The organism is Paracoccus maritimus, from assembly GCF_025195095.1.
GTDB classification, from domain to species: Bacteria; Pseudomonadota; Alphaproteobacteria; order Rhodobacterales; family Rhodobacteraceae; genus Paracoccus; species Paracoccus maritimus.
On the sequence record NZ_JANAVZ010000017.1, the window covers coordinates 1 to 19,960 of the forward strand.

At 60.1% G+C, this 19,960-nt stretch carries 17 protein-coding genes and 4 pseudogenes; 11 read left to right on the forward strand and 10 right to left on the reverse strand.

What is annotated here, in order from left to right:
- Positions 1-109: 109 nt before the first annotated feature.
- The 3 genes and pseudogenes from MU516_RS17720 to MU516_RS17730 form a co-directional block, all read right to left on the reverse strand.
- Positions 110-337, reverse strand: a pseudogene (locus MU516_RS17720) (glycine betaine/L-proline ABC transporter ATP-binding protein); the annotation flags it as partial.
- An 86-nt stretch (positions 338-423) separates the two neighbouring features.
- Complete coding sequence (locus MU516_RS17725) at positions 424-711, reverse strand: hypothetical protein (RefSeq protein WP_260278588.1); 288 nt, start codon at positions 709-711, stop codon at positions 424-426.
- Between the two features lie 123 nt (positions 712-834).
- Positions 835-1,367 (reverse strand): annotated as a pseudogene (locus MU516_RS17730) (hypothetical protein); the annotation flags it as partial.
- Positions 1,368-1,637: 270 nt separating this feature from the next.
- On the opposite strand from MU516_RS17730, the gene MU516_RS17735 reads away from it, so the two are divergent.
- Positions 1,638-2,738 carry an HPP family protein gene (locus tag MU516_RS17735; RefSeq protein WP_260278589.1) on the forward strand — a complete coding sequence of 367 codons (1,101 nt, stop codon included), beginning with the start codon at positions 1,638-1,640 and terminating at the stop codon, positions 2,736-2,738.
- A gap of 113 nt (positions 2,739-2,851) precedes the next feature.
- Positions 2,852-3,115: pseudogene (locus MU516_RS17740) on the forward strand (transposase); the annotation flags it as partial.
- Positions 3,116-3,540: 425 nt separating this feature from the next.
- Here MU516_RS17740 and MU516_RS17745 read toward each other — a convergent pair.
- The 3 genes from MU516_RS17745 to MU516_RS17755 all read right to left on the reverse strand — a co-directional run bounded on the left by MU516_RS17745 (position 3,541) and on the right by MU516_RS17755 (position 5,566).
- Positions 3,541-3,831 (reverse strand): type II toxin-antitoxin system RelE/ParE family toxin, encoded by a 291-nt coding sequence (locus MU516_RS17745; RefSeq protein WP_260278591.1) that lies wholly within the window; start codon positions 3,829-3,831, stop codon positions 3,541-3,543.
- A complete protein-coding gene (locus MU516_RS17750; protein WP_260278592.1) occupies positions 3,828-4,073 on the reverse strand; it encodes a type II toxin-antitoxin system ParD family antitoxin in 246 nt (81 codons plus the stop codon). Before MU516_RS17750 ends, MU516_RS17745 begins: the two co-directional genes overlap by 4 nt.
- Positions 4,074-4,336: 263 nt before the next feature.
- Entirely contained in the window at positions 4,337-5,566 is a 1,230-nt protein-coding gene (locus tag MU516_RS17755; protein WP_260278593.1) for a hypothetical protein, read from the reverse strand.
- A 324-nt stretch (positions 5,567-5,890) separates the two neighbouring features.
- On the opposite strand from MU516_RS17755, the gene MU516_RS17760 reads away from it, so the two are divergent.
- The 4 genes from MU516_RS17760 (at position 5,891) to repC (MU516_RS17775) (ending at position 10,635) form a co-directional block, all read left to right on the forward strand.
- Positions 5,891-6,796, forward strand: coding sequence for a recombinase family protein (locus tag MU516_RS17760; RefSeq protein ID WP_260278612.1), 906 nt, complete (start codon positions 5,891-5,893; stop codon positions 6,794-6,796).
- 225 nt (positions 6,797-7,021) lie between these two features.
- Positions 7,022-8,209: a plasmid partitioning protein RepA gene (gene repA / locus MU516_RS17765; protein ID WP_260278594.1), complete on the forward strand. Its 1,188-nt coding sequence runs from the start codon at positions 7,022-7,024 to the stop codon at positions 8,207-8,209.
- A complete protein-coding gene (gene repB, locus MU516_RS17770) occupies positions 8,206-9,222 on the forward strand; it encodes a plasmid partitioning protein RepB (RefSeq protein ID WP_260278595.1) in 1,017 nt (338 codons plus the stop codon). The genes repA and repB overlap by 4 nt, the downstream gene beginning before the upstream one ends.
- 177 nt (positions 9,223-9,399) lie before the next feature.
- On the forward strand, positions 9,400-10,635 hold the full coding sequence (gene repC / locus MU516_RS17775; protein ID WP_260278596.1) for a plasmid replication protein RepC: 1,236 nt from the start codon (positions 9,400-9,402) through the stop codon (positions 10,633-10,635).
- 133 nt (positions 10,636-10,768) lie between these two features.
- On the opposite strand, the gene MU516_RS17780 is transcribed toward repC (MU516_RS17775), so the two are convergent.
- Positions 10,769-11,971 carry a Fic family protein gene (locus MU516_RS17780; protein WP_260278613.1) on the reverse strand — a complete coding sequence of 401 codons (1,203 nt, stop codon included), beginning with the start codon at positions 11,969-11,971 and terminating at the stop codon, positions 10,769-10,771.
- A gap of 278 nt (positions 11,972-12,249) precedes the next feature.
- Between MU516_RS17780 and MU516_RS17785 the strand changes: the two are divergent.
- Positions 12,250-12,591, forward strand: a pseudogene (locus MU516_RS17785) (hypothetical protein); the annotation flags it as partial.
- A gap of 52 nt (positions 12,592-12,643) precedes the next feature.
- Here MU516_RS17785 and MU516_RS17790 read toward each other — a convergent pair.
- The 3 genes from MU516_RS17790 to MU516_RS17800 all read right to left on the reverse strand — a co-directional run bounded on the left by MU516_RS17790 (position 12,644) and on the right by MU516_RS17800 (position 15,839).
- Positions 12,644-12,967 (reverse strand): H-NS histone family protein, encoded by a 324-nt coding sequence (locus tag MU516_RS17790; RefSeq protein ID WP_311319121.1) that lies wholly within the window; start codon positions 12,965-12,967, stop codon positions 12,644-12,646.
- Positions 12,968-13,264: 297 nt separating this feature from the next.
- On the reverse strand, positions 13,265-14,272 hold the full coding sequence (locus tag MU516_RS17795; protein WP_260278598.1) for an alpha/beta hydrolase family protein: 1,008 nt from the start codon (positions 14,270-14,272) through the stop codon (positions 13,265-13,267).
- Entirely contained in the window at positions 14,262-15,839 is a 1,578-nt protein-coding gene (locus MU516_RS17800) for a helix-turn-helix domain-containing protein (RefSeq protein WP_260278599.1), read from the reverse strand. Before MU516_RS17800 ends, MU516_RS17795 begins: the two co-directional genes overlap by 11 nt.
- A 576-nt stretch (positions 15,840-16,415) precedes the next feature.
- Here MU516_RS17800 and MU516_RS19520 point away from each other — a divergent pair.
- The 4 genes from MU516_RS19520 (at position 16,416) to MU516_RS17820 (ending at position 19,755) form a co-directional block, all read left to right on the forward strand.
- Positions 16,416-16,814: a hypothetical protein gene (locus tag MU516_RS19520; RefSeq protein WP_209057994.1), complete on the forward strand. Its 399-nt coding sequence runs from the start codon at positions 16,416-16,418 to the stop codon at positions 16,812-16,814.
- Positions 16,815-17,118: 304 nt separating this feature from the next.
- Positions 17,119-18,375, forward strand: a complete 1,257-nt coding sequence (repC, locus tag MU516_RS17810) for a replication initiation protein RepC (protein ID WP_260278600.1) — start codon at positions 17,119-17,121, stop codon at positions 18,373-18,375.
- Positions 18,372-18,692: a hypothetical protein gene (locus MU516_RS17815; RefSeq protein ID WP_260278601.1), complete on the forward strand. Its 321-nt coding sequence runs from the start codon at positions 18,372-18,374 to the stop codon at positions 18,690-18,692. Before repC (MU516_RS17810) ends, MU516_RS17815 begins: the two co-directional genes overlap by 4 nt.
- The gene (locus MU516_RS17820) at positions 18,676-19,755 is read left to right on the forward strand and encodes a hypothetical protein (protein WP_260278602.1); all 1,080 of its coding nucleotides are present in this window, start codon (positions 18,676-18,678) and stop codon (positions 19,753-19,755) included. The genes MU516_RS17815 and MU516_RS17820 overlap by 17 nt, the downstream gene beginning before the upstream one ends.
- Positions 19,756-19,960: the final 205 nt, after the last annotated feature.

A 19,960-nucleotide genomic window follows, 5' to 3' on the forward strand; every position in this document is an offset into this window, starting at 1 on the left:
CGGCCTGTATCCGTGACCGAGAGAACCTCTACCTGGGACATGATGCTATGGTCTGCCATAGCTTCAGGCTCTTAGCTGAAATCCAATCCCGTGCTCAGGCGGCCCTCCCCGGAGGCATACGCTGTACCACGAAGCCTTCCTTCAGGATCACCAGGTGGTCGGCCCGCTTCAAGGCTTCGTCAAAGTCGCGGGTGATAAACACCACTGTCTTGAACAGCTCGGCGTGCAACTCGATCAGCAGGACCTGCATATCCGTAGGGATCAGCGGATCGAGGGCTGAGAACGACTCGTCCATCAACATAACATCGGAATACGAGGTCAGGGCCGGGGCGATCCCTCAGGCACACATGGCTTTAATGCGACGAGCGAAACAGGTTTGAGCAGATAGTGCAACTAGGCAGATCCCTGCCGCATAGCGCCGTATCAGGCCGAATGATCCGGCATATTCGTGTTCGTGCCCGCGAACATGTCTTCGCCTCCTCTGTGGAGTCGAACGTGATGCTGCCGGCAGAGCCACCTGACCTGAAGGGGCGCGGCGTAATCTTCATGATGCGCGTCTGTTCGGGAATGTCCGCAGACCTCGCATTCCTGCTTCACCAGCTCGCCGCTCTTGAGCCCGCGCTGCACCGCGAGATGGGCACTGTACTTTGCTGCATTCTGCTTGCGCCAATAGGCCTGCCGCGTGTCCGTTGTCAGTTTCGGCTCAGTCATGACCGACCACTCCCCTGAAGTAGGCCCGACGAGCTTACCGGCCAAATGTTCATCGGGCAACTCTGGCCTGCTGTCTCAACCGTGCAACCGTGCAACCGTGCAGGGGCCTGTTTCCGGTCATGCTCACGCCGCCGCCCGCCACATCCGGAACCGTCCCTGTCCGGTCACCTCCCGGATAAGACCGCGCGCCTCCATCCATGCGAGGTTTCGCTGGACGGCCGCCCGACTTGCACCTGTCAGTGCCTCCGCCATTGGCGCAGAGACAAGAGGCCATTCGGCTAATGTCCGACGCAAGGCAGGCGGCGTCTTACCAGATAGCGCGCTCATTCTGGTTTCTGCTTTCGCGGACCATGCCTCGATGTTGCCCAGATTCCGCATTGCGGTCAGTCAAGCTTCCACCATTCCGTTGAGCCAGCGCACCAATCTATCGCGCGGCGAACCGCTAGCGCGAAGTCCTCCCCCCCCATGGCCAGAGGCGCGAAGATGGCCCCCCTGCCCTCCCGCGCCGCGACGCGCCCGGCGGTCACGGCCGCCTCCAGCTGGTCCGAATGCTGGCCAAGGCCTGCGAGGCTCCAAAGATGAAAGCCCATGCACGCACGGGTGATCGGATGCAACTCAGCGGCCCTTGTCATCAGATCCAGCCACGCACCTGACTTCGTCGCGCCTACGCCGTAACCTTGACTGTTCGCATACAATTTTCCGGCCGAGACCACAATTCGGACCGCACCCTCAGCGATGGCAGGCGGGACACACCGAGCAATCACGCGTTTCGATCTTGGTTTCTTCGCAGGAGTTCCGTTCCGGCAATCAGGAAGAAACAGGACCAGCTTCCTTTTCATCGGACATGGCCATTCACATTCCGATGACATTTGAGGCATAGGCATGCGAATCTGCTCGCCCTTTATGCAGATAAGGAGGCCTCTCATATGCGGGCATGGTATCATCTCTCTCCAGCGCTGCCGGCCTCCCACGGCCTTGAGCAATTGCGTGCCGGCGTCGGTGCACTGCTTGGGATCAGCCTGTGCGCGCTGATCGTGAGCTTGGGCGCCAGACTGGGGGCATCGTCATTCTATCTGATAGCACCACTTGGGGCGACGGCAGTGCTTGTCTTCTGCGTTCCTAACTCGCCCCTCGCCCAACCATGGTCGGCTGTCGTCGGCAATGTGACGGCAACACTCGTCGCTATCTTCGTGCTCCAGATCGTTCCCGCCCCGTGGTCGGTCGGCGTCGCGGTCGGCGCGGCGATCACCGCCATGATGTTTGTCCGGGCGCTCCACCCGCCGGGAGGAGCCGTGGCATTGCTCACCGCCCTCGATCCGGGTGCGGTCCTGGAGGTAGGACCGCTTTTTGCCTTGATGCCTGTTGGACTGACCACAGCCGTGCTGGTCCTTGTCGCCATCGTCTACAACGGGGTAACCGGGCGGGTGTATCCGTTCCGCCAGCCCGAAACGGACCAGACCCGCGGTCCTGCGCCACGTCTGGGTCTGACGACCGAGCAACTCAGCGAACTGCTCGACCGATTCAACCAGTCGACCAACCTTGGTGTGGCAGATCTCGGCCGGTTGCTGGCCGCGGCCGAAGCAGAAGCGGCCCAGCATCGCTTTGACGGCACGACGTGCGGCGACATCATGACCACCGATCTGATTACGGTCCGGCCCGGCACGTCGCTCCCGAAGGCGGCGCGTCTGTTCTGCAGCCAGGCCATCAAGAGTCTCCCGGTCGTAGATGAAGATATGAGGTTACAAGGTCTTTTGCTCCAGGCAGATCTTGTCCGAATCGTCGCCACACACGACCGTCCGGCGGCCCGGCTGCAGAGATCTCAGCGCCGCACCGTATCAGACGTCATGCGATCCGCCGACGATACGGTGACCGACAGTATGCCCGTTGGCGTGCTCCTCAACAGGTTGGCGGTGCAGGGAAGCGAGGTTGTTCCCGTGACACGAAAAGGGCGACTTGTAGGGATCCTGACCCGATCTGACATCTTGCGTTTGCTGCTTGCTGGCTCGGACGAACGTTCCGCCGCATGAGGACCGCTTGAAAAACAGGTTCTCGAAAAGCCCAAGACCTTCGACCTCAGAGGTGGTCGCGGGAATTCGGACCAGCTGCTAAGCTGTAGCGGCTGAGGAAGAACAGAACCGAGATGACGAAACGAAAGTTCTATTCTGCGGAGTTCAAGGCGAAGGTGGCCCTGGAAGCCATCCGCGAGGAGCTGACGACGGCCGAGCTGGCCAAGAAGTACGGCATTCACCCGACGATGATCAGCGGCTGGAAGAGAGCTGCGATTGAGAACATGGCATCGGCGTTTGGCGGGTCCTCGTCCGCTGAGCCGACGATTTCCGAGAGGGAGGTCGAGAAGCTGCATGCGAAAATCGGGCGACCGGTCGTGGAGCGAGATTTTTTGGCCGATGCCTCCAGTCTCATCCTCGGCGCTGGAGGCAAAAAGCGGTGAAGCAGGATCATTCCGATCTCAGCGTTCGGCGACAGTGCAGTCTGCTGTCGCTGGCACGCTCCAGCCTGTATTACCATCGTGGGTGACGAGTTCAGCAACGGCGTTATATGGCAGATTCATGTGTCCTCCGGCCGGTAAAGCGGTTCTTTCGGTGCCAGTCGAGAGCGACAGGCGCATTTCGGCACATCGTTTCCAGCCGGAGCCGGAGTGGATTCCAAGCCTATATCGAATGCGCACAGATGGCTTGGTGACCGGAAGAATGATTGCCTTACGAAAATGATAGCCGCTGCAGCCGTGTAGATCAAATACGGAGATGTCTATCCAGTCGGGAGCCGGGCGGGCATGCCGCCTGATCACTGCATTGTCGCCGTGATGAACACCTAGAGGTTCCGCTCTACATCCTGGCGCTGATGCAGAACGCGGATCACGTCGAGCGTGTCCGGACCCTCACGGACATAAACCATGTGGGAGCCAGCCCTCACCTTGAGCGTCCCGGGGCGCATGTCAACCGGTCGGCCCACCGTCTCGCCCGCAGCCAGGGACAGGCAAACCCGGTGTAGCACGTCGATATAGCGATCGGCTTGGTTCATGTCCCAGTGTCGCGCGGTGTGATCCCAGATCGCGGCCAGATCGGCGCGGGCGGCCGGAGTGAAGCGCAGCAGCTTCGTCATACCGCGCGGGCGATCCGCACTTCATCCTTGAAAGCCGCAATGTCGAGGGGCTCTGGTGCGCCAGAGGTGTCACCTTCTTCGAGTGCCGCCTGAAGGGCGCGGACGCGTGCTTCGTGCTCTTCCAATAGCCGCAACCCGGCGCGGATCACGTCGCTGGCAGAGCCATAGCGGCCCGCCTCGACCTGCGCACTGATGAACCCGGTGAAATGCTCTCCGAGAGAAACAGAGGTGTTGCGAGGCATGGGATCTCCTGGATCAAACCGTATACCAATAAGTAATACATGCCAGGTCCGTTTGCCATGACGTTGTGGCGATCGCAACGCAAGCCTACCAATGCAATCGTTCCCGTGGCAGGTCCAAATGCGCTGTTCTTGGGGCAGTAGGAGGTCGCGCGCCGCACGGCCGAGCCAACCCTTTGAAACGGTCGCCCGGCCGGGACGGTCGGTTCCAGTCCGCTCTGCGGCATGAGAAGACCCCACCAAGTTACCGTATTGATGGGGGAGGTTCATTCATCCAGAGGATCTGATCCGACATGTCCGTGCCCCCTTTGAGAAGAACTGCGATCGAGGAGTGCGTCCACCCCATCCAGCGCGACATCGAGATCGGCCATGATGCGCGCCAGCCGCGCGGCCTCGGCGTCCTTGTCACGGAGTCCTCGCGGTTCGGGACGCGGCGCGTCCGCTGGTGAGCATTCGGATCCAGCCGACATTGGCGTATGTCCGATGGCGCGTCCATGCCGCAACCGCCCCGCAAGTGAAGGCGTCGCCCAGAACCTGGCGGCCCGTCGGGCGGTGAAGTTCACCAGGCACCCCTGCCCTTCCAGGGTCTCGATGAGCGCTAATGCCGTCTTCCTGGTCACCCCGAGATCCTGGACAACTCGGGCCGAGGTCAGGATCGGCTGTGCCTTGACCAGTGCGACGAAATCTGCGAGGCGTGAACGCCCCCTCGCGGAAGCGGCGGCCGCGTCCAGCTTGCCCAGATCGTGACGGAGCGTTCCGAGATGGCCCAGCTCTCTTCCGAGATGCGCGGACATCGCCTCGATCAAGGCCCCTGCCCCGCTGATCGGGGACCAGATCCGAAAGCCACCCATGCTCAGCGATGCCGCGGGAGCTACGACCCAACTGGCTTCGGCGGCGAGAAGAAGTGGATCCCCCTGCCCCGCCTCCGGTAAGGCCGGTCCGCCCCGCGTGATCCGACGCGCTTCCGAATCGAGCGCCATGAAGATGAGCCTCTCGGCAGCCGGCGAACTGCGCCGGCTGCGATGGGCATAATCCGCCGCCCCGTTCAGCGCCGCGAGGAGCGGCGTCGCGGATTTCTCCAGCGCCGCAGAGACGATCTCCTCCAGCTCCAGGTCCTCGAGCCGATCGCCCTCGTCCGGGATCACCCCGATCGGCGCCGCGGCTCTCTCGATCCGCCGAAGACCCGCGACAGCGTCGCGCGCCAGTTGCGGCGGCCGCGCCATGAGCCCGACAAGCCGTCTCGCCTGCTCGGCGCCCCTGGCATCGACCTCAACCTGCCTGTTGGCCGTCAAGCGCATGATGATCGACGCCTCCGCCAGGCGGATGTCTTCCATCCCGACCGAGGCCGCCGCCTCGATGAACGCCATCTCGGTGCGCCAGTGCCGCGCCAGCCCGTCATCCGCGGCGAGGATGCCCTCGATCCGCGAAGCAGCGATCTCGGCCTCCAGAATTGGAGGAATCCGTCTGACCGGTCGGGTCTCGGACATTCCTTCCATGTCGGAACCTCCTGTATTCACACCGGTTTGCTGAATTATGTTTAGTTAATCAAGGACTATCTATATTTGCCCCAGATGCAATGCGAGGTCCGGCAAGGGATCGTGGCTCGGGATCGTCAGGTTTTCCGCCTCCGCAACGGCGCGACCATGGGTTCGACGCCGGCAGAAGTGCGCCCAGGCGGTGCTCAAGGGGTTTTTGCACGGAGAAATCAGATCAGCGCCGCCAGGGCGCATGGCATCCCGTCCCGGCTACGGGACGTTGCAGGCGTTTTCAAACGATCGTTTATTAGTGATATTTTAAACTGCAAAACAGGTCTCTGCCCCGTGCCCCTCATAGGTTACGCTCGCATTTCAACTGAAGATCAGACTGCCCTCCCCCAGTCGCAGGCTCTGAAATCCGCAGGCTGCTTCGAGATCTACGAGGAGCAGGCTTCGGGCGGGAACCGCGCGCGGCAGGTTCTGGCGCGGGTGCTTGAGCGGATCGGCAAGGGCGACACGCTGGTGGTCGTGCGCATCGACCGGTTGGCGCGGTCGCTGTCGCATTTGCTGGAGTTGATCGAGCGGCTGGAGGCGAAGGGGGCCTTCTTCCGATCGCTGACCGATCCGATCGACACGTCCTCCCCGCAGGGCAAGTTCACCCTGCAGGTCCTAGGCGCCGCAGCGGAGTTCGAGCGCGCCCTGATCCGGGAACGCACGAAGGCCGGACTTGCCAGCGCGCGGACCAAGGGCCGGGTTGGCGGCAATCCGGGCCTGCGCGCCCGAGACCCCGCCGCACTGCGAAAGGTGCGACTGGCGCGACAGGACGGCTATATGGAGCGGTTGAGTGAAACTGCGCAAGACTGGGTGCCCCATGTACGCCGCCTGCGGCCCGACTTGGCCTGGGAAGACGTGGTGCGCATAATCAACGGCCCCTTGCCCGAGGCGCGTCGCTGGACCCAAAGCCGTCTCTTGCGCGCTGTGAAGGCCTATGTCCGCGACGGCTTCCTGCCTGCCGAGGTGCTGGCCCGCGCCGGACGCCGCGAAACCGCTGACCGCCTGCCGGCTATCGTGGCTGCCATTAAGGGCGCGGACCCCAACATCACGCTCCAGGCGATCTGTGACCGGCTGGAATCAATGCGCGAACGCACACCGCGTGGACGGGCCAAATGGCAACCGTCCTCTGTGAAGATGCTGCTGGAGCGGGCTGAACAACTTGCGTTGCTAGAAAATGACAATGCGATGAGCAAGTAGTTGACGTGATCGCCGCTCCGCAGCGGATTCTCATCCGGTACGTTGCCGCATTGTACGCGAAGGCCACAGGCCGAACATACTTGTGTTTCAGCTGCGCTCGTCCACTAGATGTGGAAAATCCTTGCGCGAATCTGACTCTTACGCCAATAGTCACGGAAACGAGGCAAAAAACGTCATTTTTCGTGAACACGCCAAAGAAGTGGTGTCTCGGAGGCGAGAGGGCAGATGAACAAGACCTTTGTGCATGAGGATCTCAATGCGGTGATCCGCCAGCATTCGGAATGGTTGGCCAACCAATTGCATTCGCAACGTGAGAGCCTGTTTCCACCCGATGCCGAGAAGACCATGCGCAAATTCACCTCCGGTGAGGCAGCCTCGTTACTCGGTGTCAACGATTCCTATCTTCGCAAACTCAACCTCGATGGCAAGGGGCCTTCTCCCGAGCTAACCGCTGGCAACCGTCGTCTCTACTCGGCGCAGGACATTCAGGCGTTGCGCGTGCTCCTTGAAAAAACCGCCCGCAAGCCGGGTGATTACATTCCCGGGCGGCGGGATGGCGACCACCTTCAGGTCATCGGAGTGATGAACTTCAAGGGCGGCTCAGGGAAAACGACAACTTCTGCTCATCTCGCCCAACGGCTTGCCCTGCGCGGATATCGCGTGCTGGGCATCGACCTGGACCCACAGGCTTCGTTCACAGCGCTGCACGGCGTTCAGCCGGAATTGGATCTCGAAGATGGCGGAACGCTCTACGATGCGATCCGCTATGAAGACCCGGATCCAATCCGGCAAGTCATCCGCAAGACCTATATCCCCAATCTCGACCTCATCCCCGGTAATCTCGAACTGATGGAGTTTGAGCACGATACCCCTCGTGCCTTGGCGCAGGGCAATGCCGGGTTGTTCTTCTTCCGCGTGAAGGAAGCGCTGGCTCAGGTGGATGAGGACTACGACGTCGTTGTCATCGACTGCCCACCGCAGCTGGGGTTCCTGACGATGTCCGCACTTTCCGCGGCGACCGGTGTATTGGTGACGATTCACCCCGAAATGCTCGATGTGATGTCCATGTCGCAATTCCTGCGCATGACCGCCGACCTTATGGACGTGATCGCGGAGAGCGGCGCCGACATGTCTCATGACTGGATGCGCTATGTATTGACCCGCTACGAGCCGCAGGACGCGCCGCAGAACCGGATCGTGGCATTCCTGCGAACGATGTACGGGGAAGCCGTTCTGAATTCGCCTATGTTGAAGTCCACTGCAATCTCCGATGCTGGCCTGACCAAGCAGACGCTCTACGAAGTGGAACGCAGTGCGTTCACCCGTTCCACCTATGATCGCGCGATCGAGAGCCTGAACACGCTGAATGACGAGATCGCCGAGTTGATCCAGCAAACCTGGGGGCGCACATGACCAGCGGCAAGAAGAAGCGCATGTCAATGCTGGACAGTCTCGCGGCCGCCGGGGCGCCCTCCCCTGCCCCGCAGGCGAATGCAGTGACACCGATGATGACCTCGAACCGCGCCCTTCGCTCCGCCCGCGACGCGGTAGATGCCCATCACGTCTGGGAACTGGACCCGGCGAGCATCGAGGACGGGCGCATGGCTGACAGGCTCGACCCGGCCGATGTGCTGGACCTGCGCGATGCGATCGAGGCGAACGGTCAGACCGTCCCGATCCTCGTGCGCCGTGCGCCAGGCGATGCCGACCGATACCTTCTGGTCTATGGGCGCAGGCGGCTGGAGGCGATCCGTCAGTCAGACAAGGTCACCAAGGTACGCGCGCTGGTCGCCAACCTGGACGACGACAGCGCCCTACGTGCCCAGATTTCCGAGAACATGGCTCGGCGTGATTTGTCCTTTATTGAAAAGGCCCTGTTCGCGCAGGAACTTGTGTCTTCCGGCTTTGGAAATCAATCGCAGGTTGCAGAAATTCTTACCGTCACGAAGTCTTCCATATCCATGGCGATCGCGATCGTGGACATGGTCGGGCCGCATCTGGTGCGCGCCATCGGTGCCGCGCATGGCATTGGCCGGCCCCGGTGGGAATCACTTGGTCGGGCCATCGACGAGAATGGTCTGGACCGGGAGGACCTGATCCGGATCGCGAAAGAAGCACACGTTAGGGCCGAGGACTCCGTGGTTGTGGATAACGCCGGACCCGCCGATGACCCGTCCGTCCAGGCGTTCGAAGCGGTGACCAAGTTCGTGACGAAGGCGGTCAAGCCAGCCAAGCCCCCCTCCCCTGCCCGGCCCTCCAGCGTCCCGCTGAAGATCGGTGGCAAGCGTGGCGGCACGGTGAAACGCACCACCAAGGGCCTTTCGATCGAGTTGGTGGGCGGAGAATTCGCCGATTGGTTTGAGACGCAAGTACATGACATGATTGAAGAACTTCACGAGCGTTGGAAGCAGCGTTCGGAAGACTGAGGAAGAGCAGAAACCAACGAAGGAGGCACGAAAAGGCAAAAGAAAAGGTCCCGCAAAGCGACCACTCCACGAGACCCTAACTTGTTTCTAGCACCTTCAAGGTAGTGTCCGGAGCCGTTTTCCGCAAGTCCAAAGTGATTCGCGGACCGGGATATTTTTGTCTTCGTGAACGACAAAATGGACTACACGCCCGTAACGCCGTTCCGGCGAACGATAGATGCTGCCATACTGAAACATCAGGCAGCGACCCAGGAAGACCTGCCCCCGACCGGCGCCAACAAGTGGGAGGTCTTGAGGGAGCTCGCTGCCGCTCGAGACGCGTTCGGCTTGTCCGATCGGGATCTGACAGTGCTTCAGGCACTGGTCAGTTTTCACCAAGCGACGATCCTTGGAGGGAATGACAGCGAGTTGATCGTACATCCGTCCAACAAGGCGATTTGCGAGCGCTTGAACGGCATGCCCTGCTCCACAATGCGACGGCACCTCTCCAACCTCGTACAGACCGGTTTCGTCGTCCGCCGCGACAGCCCCAACGGCAAGCGCTATGCGCGCCGCTATGGGGACGAAAAGGTTGCGTTCGGGTTCGATCTCTCGCCGCTCGCGTTGCGCTTTCAGGAGGTCTGCGAGGCCGCCGAAGCCGTCCGGGCTGCAGAGGAACGTTACAAGCGCCTCCGCGCCACCGTAAGCCTAATGCGGCGCGACTTGGCAGGTCTGGCAGAGTACGGCAGCTCGCTGCGCCCGGATTTGGGCCTTTGGGATCAATTTTCCGACCTTGCCGTCCTGGCAGCCCGAGATCTTCGCAGAAAGCTCGAGATGGCCGATCTCAAGCAGATCGAAAAGGCTTTGGGTGCGGCTCTGGACCAGGCGCGAGACCTTCTTGGGGATGGCAATACAGAAAATATGAGCACCAATGATGCTATTTCTGAGCAGCACCATCAGAATTCAAATAAAGACCTTTATGATTTTGAACCTCGCTTAGAAAAAGCGCGGGATCCAAGCAATGCGCTTGAACGAGCAAACGCTGGAGTACGTGTAGATCGTCGTGAGGATGAAGGAGATCCCCCCCAAGAACCTGAAAACCAACTCATGCCGAATATCCCTCTTGGACTTGTTCTCGCTTCTTGCCAAGAATTCAAATCATATGCTGAACAGCCTGTGCGCCATTGGCACGACTTGGTCAGGGTCGCTGATATCGTCAGGCCCATGATGGGAATCTCTCCGTCCGCTTGGGATGAGGCCAAACGTTACATGGGTCCCGAAGAAGCGTCTGTCGTCGTTGTTGCGATGCTTGAACGGTTCGGGGATATCCGATCCCCGGGTGGGTATTTGAGATCCTTGTCAACCAAAGCGGCTATCGGGGAATTCTCTTGCGGGCCGATGATCATGGCGCTGATGCGTCGGGATGCTGCATGAGGAGTTCACAGTTGTGAACCGGGCTGAGGTTTCTTCCTTGTCCGCCAAGTTCACAGCTGTGAACTCTTTCCCTGCATGGCCAGAGTACGAACAGCTGGCGATCCAGCCGATAGAAGTATGTCGACCCTGCCCGTCACTCAGGCAGGTCACCATCGCCAAACAGGTTAGGGAAAAGACGTTCCCGGTAGTCCAATGGGAAAGCCAACCGCACCGGCGTCTTCGGTGACGCAGAGGTCAGGTATCCGGCGGCGGTGAGTTGGCGGAGCGTATTGCGTGCCGTGCGCTCGGAAGTCTTGAGCACGACCTGGGCATCGCCCCGATCCAAGGCACCGTGGCGAAGAACGGCCGAAATCAGTTCCGGCGCTCGCTTGTCATCAATAGTATCTGCAACAAGACGACGATACCGTTTGTCCAATCCGCCGAGATCAAACAGCTTCGCGGAAAACGTGATCTGGTCGTGCGTCACTTTCAGAAACCATTCGCTGAACGTCTTCAGTGCCGCTTCTGACAGGTTCCCCCGTCCGTCGCGGTCTCCGCGGCGTGGACTGTCGGCCAGATCCATCATCCGTTTGTACTCGCCCCGATCGGTTAGCCCGCGGGCCAGCCCACGTGATACGGACCAGAGCCCTTGGCCACCAATCCCCGCTGTGAGGGCCATGGCATGAGACATCAGTCTGCTGACACGGCCGTTACCATCCGGGAAAGGGTGGATGTAGTTGAGCCGGTGATGCGCAGAGGCGATCGCGATGATCCGTCCGCTCGAAGACCGCGCCGCAATCTGAAATCGTTTGTCGAAATGGTCCATGAATGCCGCGACGCGCGACGATGAAGGAGGTAGGTGGCGCCCGACCGCAACTTCCCGATCATCATCCTGCCGCATGCGTCCCGGAACGATGGGCTCTTGTGTGCCGTCGGGATGTTCGATGACCCGAAACTCTTCCGGCATCTCGTCGTAGAAGCTCTTATGGACCCAAGTCAGGAATTCGACGGATGTGGGGCGGGGCAGGGTGCCCTTGCGATGCATCTCGTCGATGGCCCGTTGAACGATGACGTGCGCCCGGGCCTCAAGGGCGAGGGGACGGGTTTCTTCCTCAAGCTCGGCACCAGCCAGCGCCCTTTCGATGTCGCGGGGGCGCGTGTTGTGTCCTTCGATCAGGTTGGAGTAGTAGCAGTTCATCACACGGACGAGATCGGCAAGTTCGGCTGCGCTGTCAGGATGCAACCCTTGTCCCAGCCCGGTGGCTTCCCTCTGGATGTCGACTGAAAGGTCTGCCAGTTCTGTGGGAATATGCTCCTCGAAGAAGCAGGGTTCGATCCTGGCGGGTGTTTCCAGCATTTTTGCCGATCTTCCATGTTTGCAAAGTAATTGAAAAATAAACACATTTCGTACTTTCAAGCAAGGTTTTGCCGATATGCGTTGCCGATCTTGCCTGCCGATCTGGAATTGCTGCATGAAATCAATGGCTTCGGCAGAAGGGCCGGGCTTTTCGGTTTTGTTGTGTGCCCAAAGGGGCCGGAAAAAGTAAAAGTGTCCTTCGGGTTTTGTGACTGACGGATGAGGGCCTTTGGGGTCCCTCGGACGGGTCCGGGCCGGGTTCCGGTCTGCCGTTCCGGATGAAGGGAGTTCCCATGCAAACAGGTGTCTTGCGCGTGCTCCGCGCAACCGCCGCCTCCTGGTGGCGGCATAAAGAGCTGCGTCGAACTGGCCAGACGGCGCTGGCACAGCGGCTCGAGCGGAAAGCCGTTCTCCGCGATCTCGGCTATCTCAGGCAGGCTGCGACAGTGCCGGACGCGCATGTGATCTGCGGAGAGGGCGGCACGTTCATCCATCTCGGTTGGTCCACCGTCTCGACCCTCGCGCCGATCGAGCGCTTTCCCTTGGCCACTCTTGCGGTCGCACGAGGGACCCCGTTCATCGATATCCGACCCGTCACCGATGTCATTGCCTTCGCCAACCCATACCCAGGATAACCCAAGCGACAGACCTGCTTTGGGAGGACAGCACCCTTCATGGTTTGCCGATCGCGAGATCCTCTGCGGTCCTCCCGGAGGCAATCGCCTCGGAGAACCATTTCGGCTGACGGCCACGCCCTGCCCAGGTTTGCGATGGGTTCTCGGGATTGGCGTATTTTGGAGCGGCCGGACTGGTGATCTTGCCCGCCTTGCTCGTCGTCACCAGTTCCGAGAGAGAAAATCCATACTCGCGGGCCGCCGCGTTCGCCGCCTCGTATGCCTCGCGACGTTTGCGTTCCGAATAGTGCGAAATGCGCTTCTCGATATCGCGTTTCAGCGCCTTCAATTGCGGTAGGTCCAGAGTATCCAGGTCAATCATTGGCATAAACATTATTCCGTCAACTTACTTCAGTTCCGCGTTTTATTGCCGTTATGAGGACAGAATTCGATCGCTAAGCCTCTATGATCGTGCCCAAGTGTCCGGTCGAAGAGGGGGCAAGTTCAGAAATCCCTCTGGGCTCAGCTATGGCGCGCACCCAGCGCAACAATTCGCAGTGGCTGCCGCCCCCCCATGCTCGTCTTTGGAATACACCATTTGGCGCAGATCATCTCGATAAGATGCCTGATCCTGATCAGGGATAATGAACAGGAGTGCCGATTTCCTTGTAGATCCGGATCACGCCTTTCTGTTGAGAAATTTCGCGGTGTTTATTCCGGCCTTGATGACGTAAGGCGGCAGGGTGAGGGAGTAGTGCCCGCAATTGATCTTCGTAACATGCGACCGCGCCCCCGATCTATCCAGTTCATCAACCAAGCTCTCCGATAAAGCGGGCATTACGACGGTGTCTCGCTTCGCCAGCAGTATCTGGATTTCTAGATCAGGACGGGCCAGTCTGTCGGCATAGCGCTCAAGGTCAAGCGGCGCCCATGCATGCCGCAGCTCGCAAAGCGCGATTTCGCCGTCGAGGCTTGCGCGAATGTGGCGCGTGGCACTTCCAGTCCACACCATATCGGCGAAACTGCCGGCCGTGAGAAACAAGGCGGCTTTCGTGACCTTGACTTCGTGAGCCGCGATCAGGCCAGCGACCCAGGATCCCAAGCTGATGCCGAGTACAGAGACCGTGCCGTATCCACGACCCTGCAAGAATGCGACGAGCTGCCTTCCGTCCAGCACGGCCTGGCGAACAGACTGGATTGTGCGGCCGAGGTTTGGGCTGAGCATGAAGTCGGCGTGATCAGATCCAGGGCGGTGGCGTTCGAGATGATATGGCATGGCCATCTCGACAACCGTGAGACCGCGCCACGCAAAAAAACGAGCAAGCTGCGCGTTCCGCGAGGTAGCGTTCCAGTGGTGGAAGACGATCAGGGCATGATCGGATGACCTGGCTGCCGTAACCTTGGCATGAACCGTGTTGTTCTCCGGAGTTTCGGTGCAAACACTCGATGGAAAGCTGATCCAGCCGTCTTTCCAGCTCGCCGCAGGTGCTTCCGTTTCCACACCGTAAAAGGAGGGAGAATCCGCGACGGCTGCAGCGGCGAGCGCGCCAAATTCAGCGAGACTGGCCACAGTCTCTGCCTTTGGAAACGCGAGATCTGAGCGGAGGTCCAGATTCGTAGTTTGCTTTACATCATCACTTCGCTTCCCGCGGCGCTCGTCCCAGCAGTCCAGCCACTTATGATACATCTAATCGTACCATCTGCCGCTCGTAACGACTGCCGAAATAGGGATCAAAGAAGCCATAGACGGCAACGGCGATCGCGATCGCCAGCAAGATCGAGAAGCCAGCCACGACACCGATCAGCAAGTAGACGAGGGCGAGGAACAAGACTGCGGTCGTGGGTCTCGCCAACGGCACCTGAACGGGAGTTGCGTTGCCGATGCGGATGGCGGCGTAGAGATACACCGTTCCCACCATCAGCGCCACAAGCAGACTCGTGAAATGGGTTGGCATACTAAAGTTGCCCCAATCTATCGGGTTGCCGAAGCTGGTCATGATCGACCCGGAGTCCGAGATGAGCCATCCCCATACGCTCGGCGCAGTAGTGACGACATACAGACTTTGTAGCTTCATGCACATCGCGACCAGAAGTCCGGCGACCGAAGCACGGAGGATCCCTCGCATGATCCTAGTTCCCGCCGACTGAGCTCTGTCAATGGGCACGATGCTCGGCTGCGGTCCCAAAGCCTTGCAGATATGTGCGAAGTCATCGACCAGATTGGATAGCAGGATGAGGCCCGCGATGAACAGATAGAAGCATAGGCTCATGTAGAGATACGCGGCACCAGTGAACGCGGCTTGCCCAAAGATCCCGAACTCGTCTGGCCGCACATAGGCCAGAGATCCCCAGTCTATCGCGAAGGGACCGTCACCATGCAGCACCGGAAGCAGGCGGACACTCACCCACTGAAAAACACCCGCGAAACCGAGACAGAGCAAAAACGCGGCCCAATAAGTGTAAGAAGATGCCTCGACCCGCCGCATCCATTGATCAGATCGGTCATGCTCACCGATATAGGATAGCAGTGCGACGCGGCTCTCGTTCTTCCAGGTTGTCACTTGATCGATCACGAAAGCAAAGAATATGGGCATCAGGATCAGGAAAACGACGGTCCAGTTTGGCGCCCAGAGAAAACCAATCTGCTTGGTGATGCCATCGTCGCGGACATAGGTGACGCTGTGGATCGACAGGAAGTATGACACGAATTGCAACGCGACGGCGCCGGCGAAGACCGAGGCGGGCAAGTTGAGGGGCGATCCGCGACTGAAGATTGCCTCCGAGACGCGAGCGAGGTCGAACCACGGTCGGCGAACATCGCCCTGAACCTGTTCGGGCTTGATGTCCCGTGGCGGATCAACGTGCTCCTTTCCTGTCCCGCCGTCCGTCCGGTGGCGCGACTGCCGGCGGGCCGCCAGGCGAGCCTGAGATCTCATCAATGCAACTTGCCATGCACTCGACCCTTCCGGATCGTTGCAGCCTAGCACCCTGGCGAGCCACCTGATGTTGCTGGTGCTGATCCCCTTCTCGTTGTCCTTGAACCAGAGCTGAACTGTCCGCAGATCAATCCCGGTGCGGTTGGCGTCGATCTGTGAAATCGCCTCGGCAAGCAACTCAGGCGTCCACGGCCCCTGCGGACACCCGTCGTGGTCGACTGGGCGACCGATGCCGGTTGCCGCGACACGCATGAAAAGCGACTTGAAATCATCGTCGCATTCATCCGGTAGGGAAAAATATTTTCCGTTCTTGATCAAAGGTATAGTGGTCCAGATTTCGTAATGTTTCGTCTCTCTTCGTATCGTATCGTGACAACGCGCGCTAGCAAAGACACAGCGCGTGCTGAGGAAGCGGCAGAATACCGCGGCCCTCAAATCAAATTCTGACTGGTTCTGGACGCTTAAGTTTGATGGGATAGCATGATGAAGCACGGTGACCACACGACAAGGCGCGAAGCCATACTGACCCAGACATCTCGTAAGGGTGCTGCTGTCCGAGCGGTGTACCGCTGGAACACGGGTGAGATTTCGCAGATCTCGGTTCCTGCGAATTTCAGATTCGATCCTGCGGTCGCAGTTCGTCCCAAGGTCTACCCTCAGTCGGGCGTTGCCTCGCAGACAAAAGTAGATTAATCATAATACGTAATCGCTCAGCGAGTAGGTATTATGTATATTCGACGCACTTTCTGCACGCCAATCTTGGGTCTGCTCTCTATCAGCCTCCCTGTTTTCATAGCTGCGCCTGCCGGGGGCTACCCGATCGACTGCGCGATATTGCTCTGCCTTGCGGGTGGGTTTCCTGCATCCACTGAGTGCTCAGGGGCACATGCCGAGATGCTTCGGCGGATCACGCCGTGGCCGATCGAGCCGCCTGTTCAGTTCTGGCGTTGCCCGATGGGAGGTACCGTTGGCTTGTCGCGAAATGTCGGCGAGCCTTCCCCAGAAATCCGCATGTATCGCGATGGCATTGAGGTCTGGCAGCTGTCGAAGCGAACGACCAACAGCAGCGGCGGGCGGGAGTCTGAGGCCTACGCAGTGCGTAATTCCTATGATGCTGTCGGCACTTTCCAGCGTGTGTCCGTGGAACCTCTGGCCGTTCCACCATGGGCCGATGAACAGGTGCGGATCCATACCGGTACGACGCTCCTCGGCGATTTCGGAAGCTTTGACGCCATCCTGATGCGTCACCACGATTATCTGGGCGAACCCTCATACGAGTGGATCAGATACTGAGTGCCGAAGCGATAGCCTGCGTGGTGCCTGACCATCCGAGCATAACGCTCTCCGCACATTTGCGCTTAAACCCCAAAGAGGAGCACGAGCAGAATCAGACAGACCATCCGAAATTGAAAACCCCCCGCACGGGGTCCGCACGAGGGGGTTTCGGGGCGTAACACAGGTTTGGCGACCTGCATTGCTCACTAGGTTAAGAGCATAGTTACCTTCCCAACCCCGAAAATCAAGAGCAAAAACGCATCTGTGCGAACAGATTCGGTATGCCTGCGGAGCCTGTGCCTCGATGAACATGAGGACAGAGATGGCATTTCAGAGGGCGGCGCATCCCGCCGCGACGCGGGCCTACCGCGACACCGAAGACGAACACCCGAGGCTGCCGGGGAATATGCAGCGGGACAGCTTTGCGGCCCTGGTGGAGCGCGTGGCTCCACATCTGGGCGTTGGCCGGGCAGCTGCGAATACCTTTGTACGCCTGGCGTCGATGACCCGGCCGAGTGACTGGACCAGTCCCGACAGATCCCCTGTCATCTATGCCGCGGCCGGCGAGGTGGCAAAGATGCTGGATCGATCGCAAGTGCGCACGCGCGTGATCACCGCCGAGCTGGAACGCGCCGGGCTGATCGAGCGGAGGACAGCCGCGAATGGCAGCCGGTCGCGGGCGGCGGGAACCGGGCTTTACTTCGGCGCAGCGATTGCCCGCGCTGCGGAATTGATGGCGCTGGATGACCAATTGAAGGCCGAACGGCAGCAGGCGATCTTTCTGCGCGGCCAGCGGAGCACCCATAAGCGTCACCTGACTTGCGCACTGGATCGTTTGTTCGAGATCAGCCCGCACTGTCCGGAGGCCAAAGCGATCCGTCAGGAGGTGGAGGCGTGGCCTTCAGCCGAACGGCTTCATTGCATGGACCTCGCCGCACTCGAATCCCATGTGGATGAGGCGGATAGGCTGTGCAGAACCGTGCTGGATCTTCTCGATAAACGGGAAGAACCGAACGGTGAAACGTTCGAAAACAATCGACCCTATCTACAAGATACAACTGAAGAATCCTTGGTATCCTGTAACGAGACCGTGGATAAGCGGAGCGCGGGCAAGCCCGCGCAAGACAGATCCCATGTCGTGCCGCCTGACGGCGGCCCGAATTGCCGAGAAAAAGATGAAGGGGCGGCCAGCGGAGCGCTCAAGAGCGAATATATCGCCCGGCTTGGACCACAGAGGCTCTTCGATCTCGCCTCACCGGAAATGCAGCTCTATCTCAGCGGACGGGCAGAGCCGGAATATCTGCGATTCCACGATTTCGTCTGGGCTGCCGAGCGGCGGGTGCCGGAACTCGGGATCAGCCCCGATGCCTGGAACACGGCACGCGAGGTGATGGGCGAGGACAGCGCCATGCTGTCGATCCTGGTCCTCGATGCCCGCAAGTCCGAGCCCGGCCACGTCATTTTCAAGCCCGGCGGTTACTTGCGGGCCATGACGGAACGATACCGCCGTGGCGAGCTGTACCTGATCCGCAGCCTGATCGGGCTCAGCGAACGCCAGAGGGTAGGGCAGGGGTCATGAAACCCGAACTGGCAGCCGCCGCGATCCTGCTTCTGTCCGTTCACCCGGCATTTGCGCAGGCACCGATCTGTATCCCGCCCGAAGAGCCCTTCGTGCCGGCCGACGACGCAGCTTTCGGGGAATATGCCGACCTGGTGGCGGAAGATTTCGAGCGGTATTTCTCGGAAGTCCGGCCATACATCGCTTGCCTCGACGCCGCGCGGCAGGATGCCTTTGCCCGCGCGCAGGAGATTTCCGCGCAGCACGAGGCGTTCTGGAAACGGGCCGACGAGATGGGACTGACGGAAGAGGTTGCCCCCGATGCCGATCCGGAGTGACTGGTCAGTCGATGCCGGCCCCGCGCTCGATCCTCGACGTCTCGCTGCCGCTTCCGGCATCTTACCAATAGCGGCGGCATATGTGCCGCGCGATCATGATGCCGGCAAGATCCGTGCCATCCGGCAACATGCAGCTTCCGATCCATCGATCATGGCTGCGCCTGCCATTCACGTGACAGGCGAGGGACTGACCCCTGACCAGTTGCTGCATGGCGGATTTTGCGCTCCGCCCGTCGGCGGTGCCCAGTTCGGCGCAGTCGAGAGAGCCGAAGCGGATGGCCTGACCCCGGACCTCGATAGTGTCGCCGTCGCGCACATCCGTCACAGGGCCGGCGATCTTTTCCCGCGCCAGGATGGGGACGAGCCATGGCACGTATTCGGGAAATCGCTCAACCGGGTCGATGGAGAGGGTCGACAGCGCCAGGAGGCTGAGGACAATAAGGGCAGGGGACTTCATGTCACGGTTTCTAGCAGAAAAGCGGGCTTTGTTCATGAAATGTTTCTCGCTCGATGCGAACATGGTAAACTCCATCTGAAAGGAGATCGAGCCATGACCCGGCCCATTCAGATCAGGACTGCAAGTCAGCGCGAAGTTGCGGCGTTCCTGGCGCGCCAACGCGATGAGGAAAGCAAAGCCGCCCAAGCCAGAGCGGCGCGCGATCGGCAGTGGCAGAAGGAGATCGACGAACTGGATCAGGAATGCGAGGCGTGGGAACAGGCTGCGGCCCAATTGCTGGATGAAGGACGGGAGCTCTTCGGGAGCGACACCGCCGCAGGTCAGGAAATGGCCCAGATCCTTGATGCCCGTGAACTGGCGGCGCGGCGGCGAACGACGGAAGCGGACCAGCGTGCCAGCTATAGCGGCATCACCTCCAAAGAGGCTTTGAGACAGGCTGTCGGCCAGGTGGCACCACTGCACATTCTGATCTCGATTGTGCCGCTTCAATTCGTGGCCTTGATCGGCATGAACCCCACGGTCCCCGTCCTGATCGCCGCAGCCTATGTCAGTTTTTGGGTCTGGCTCCATTGGCGCAAGATCCTCGATCTTGCCGGGAGCGTGTAGTCAACATGAGCGTCTAACGCTCTCGCATCATGGGGGCAGGGGGGCAGGGGATCGCCATGATCCCTGTTTCAGGCAACTCAACGTGTGACGCATTTGCGGCGGTGCCGCTGAAGTTGCCGGTGATGCGCTAGCGTTAGCCGACGGAGCGAGACGGCCACGGATCGAGCGAACAGCGGCGCGGTCGAGGTCACCACCGTGCCGGGTG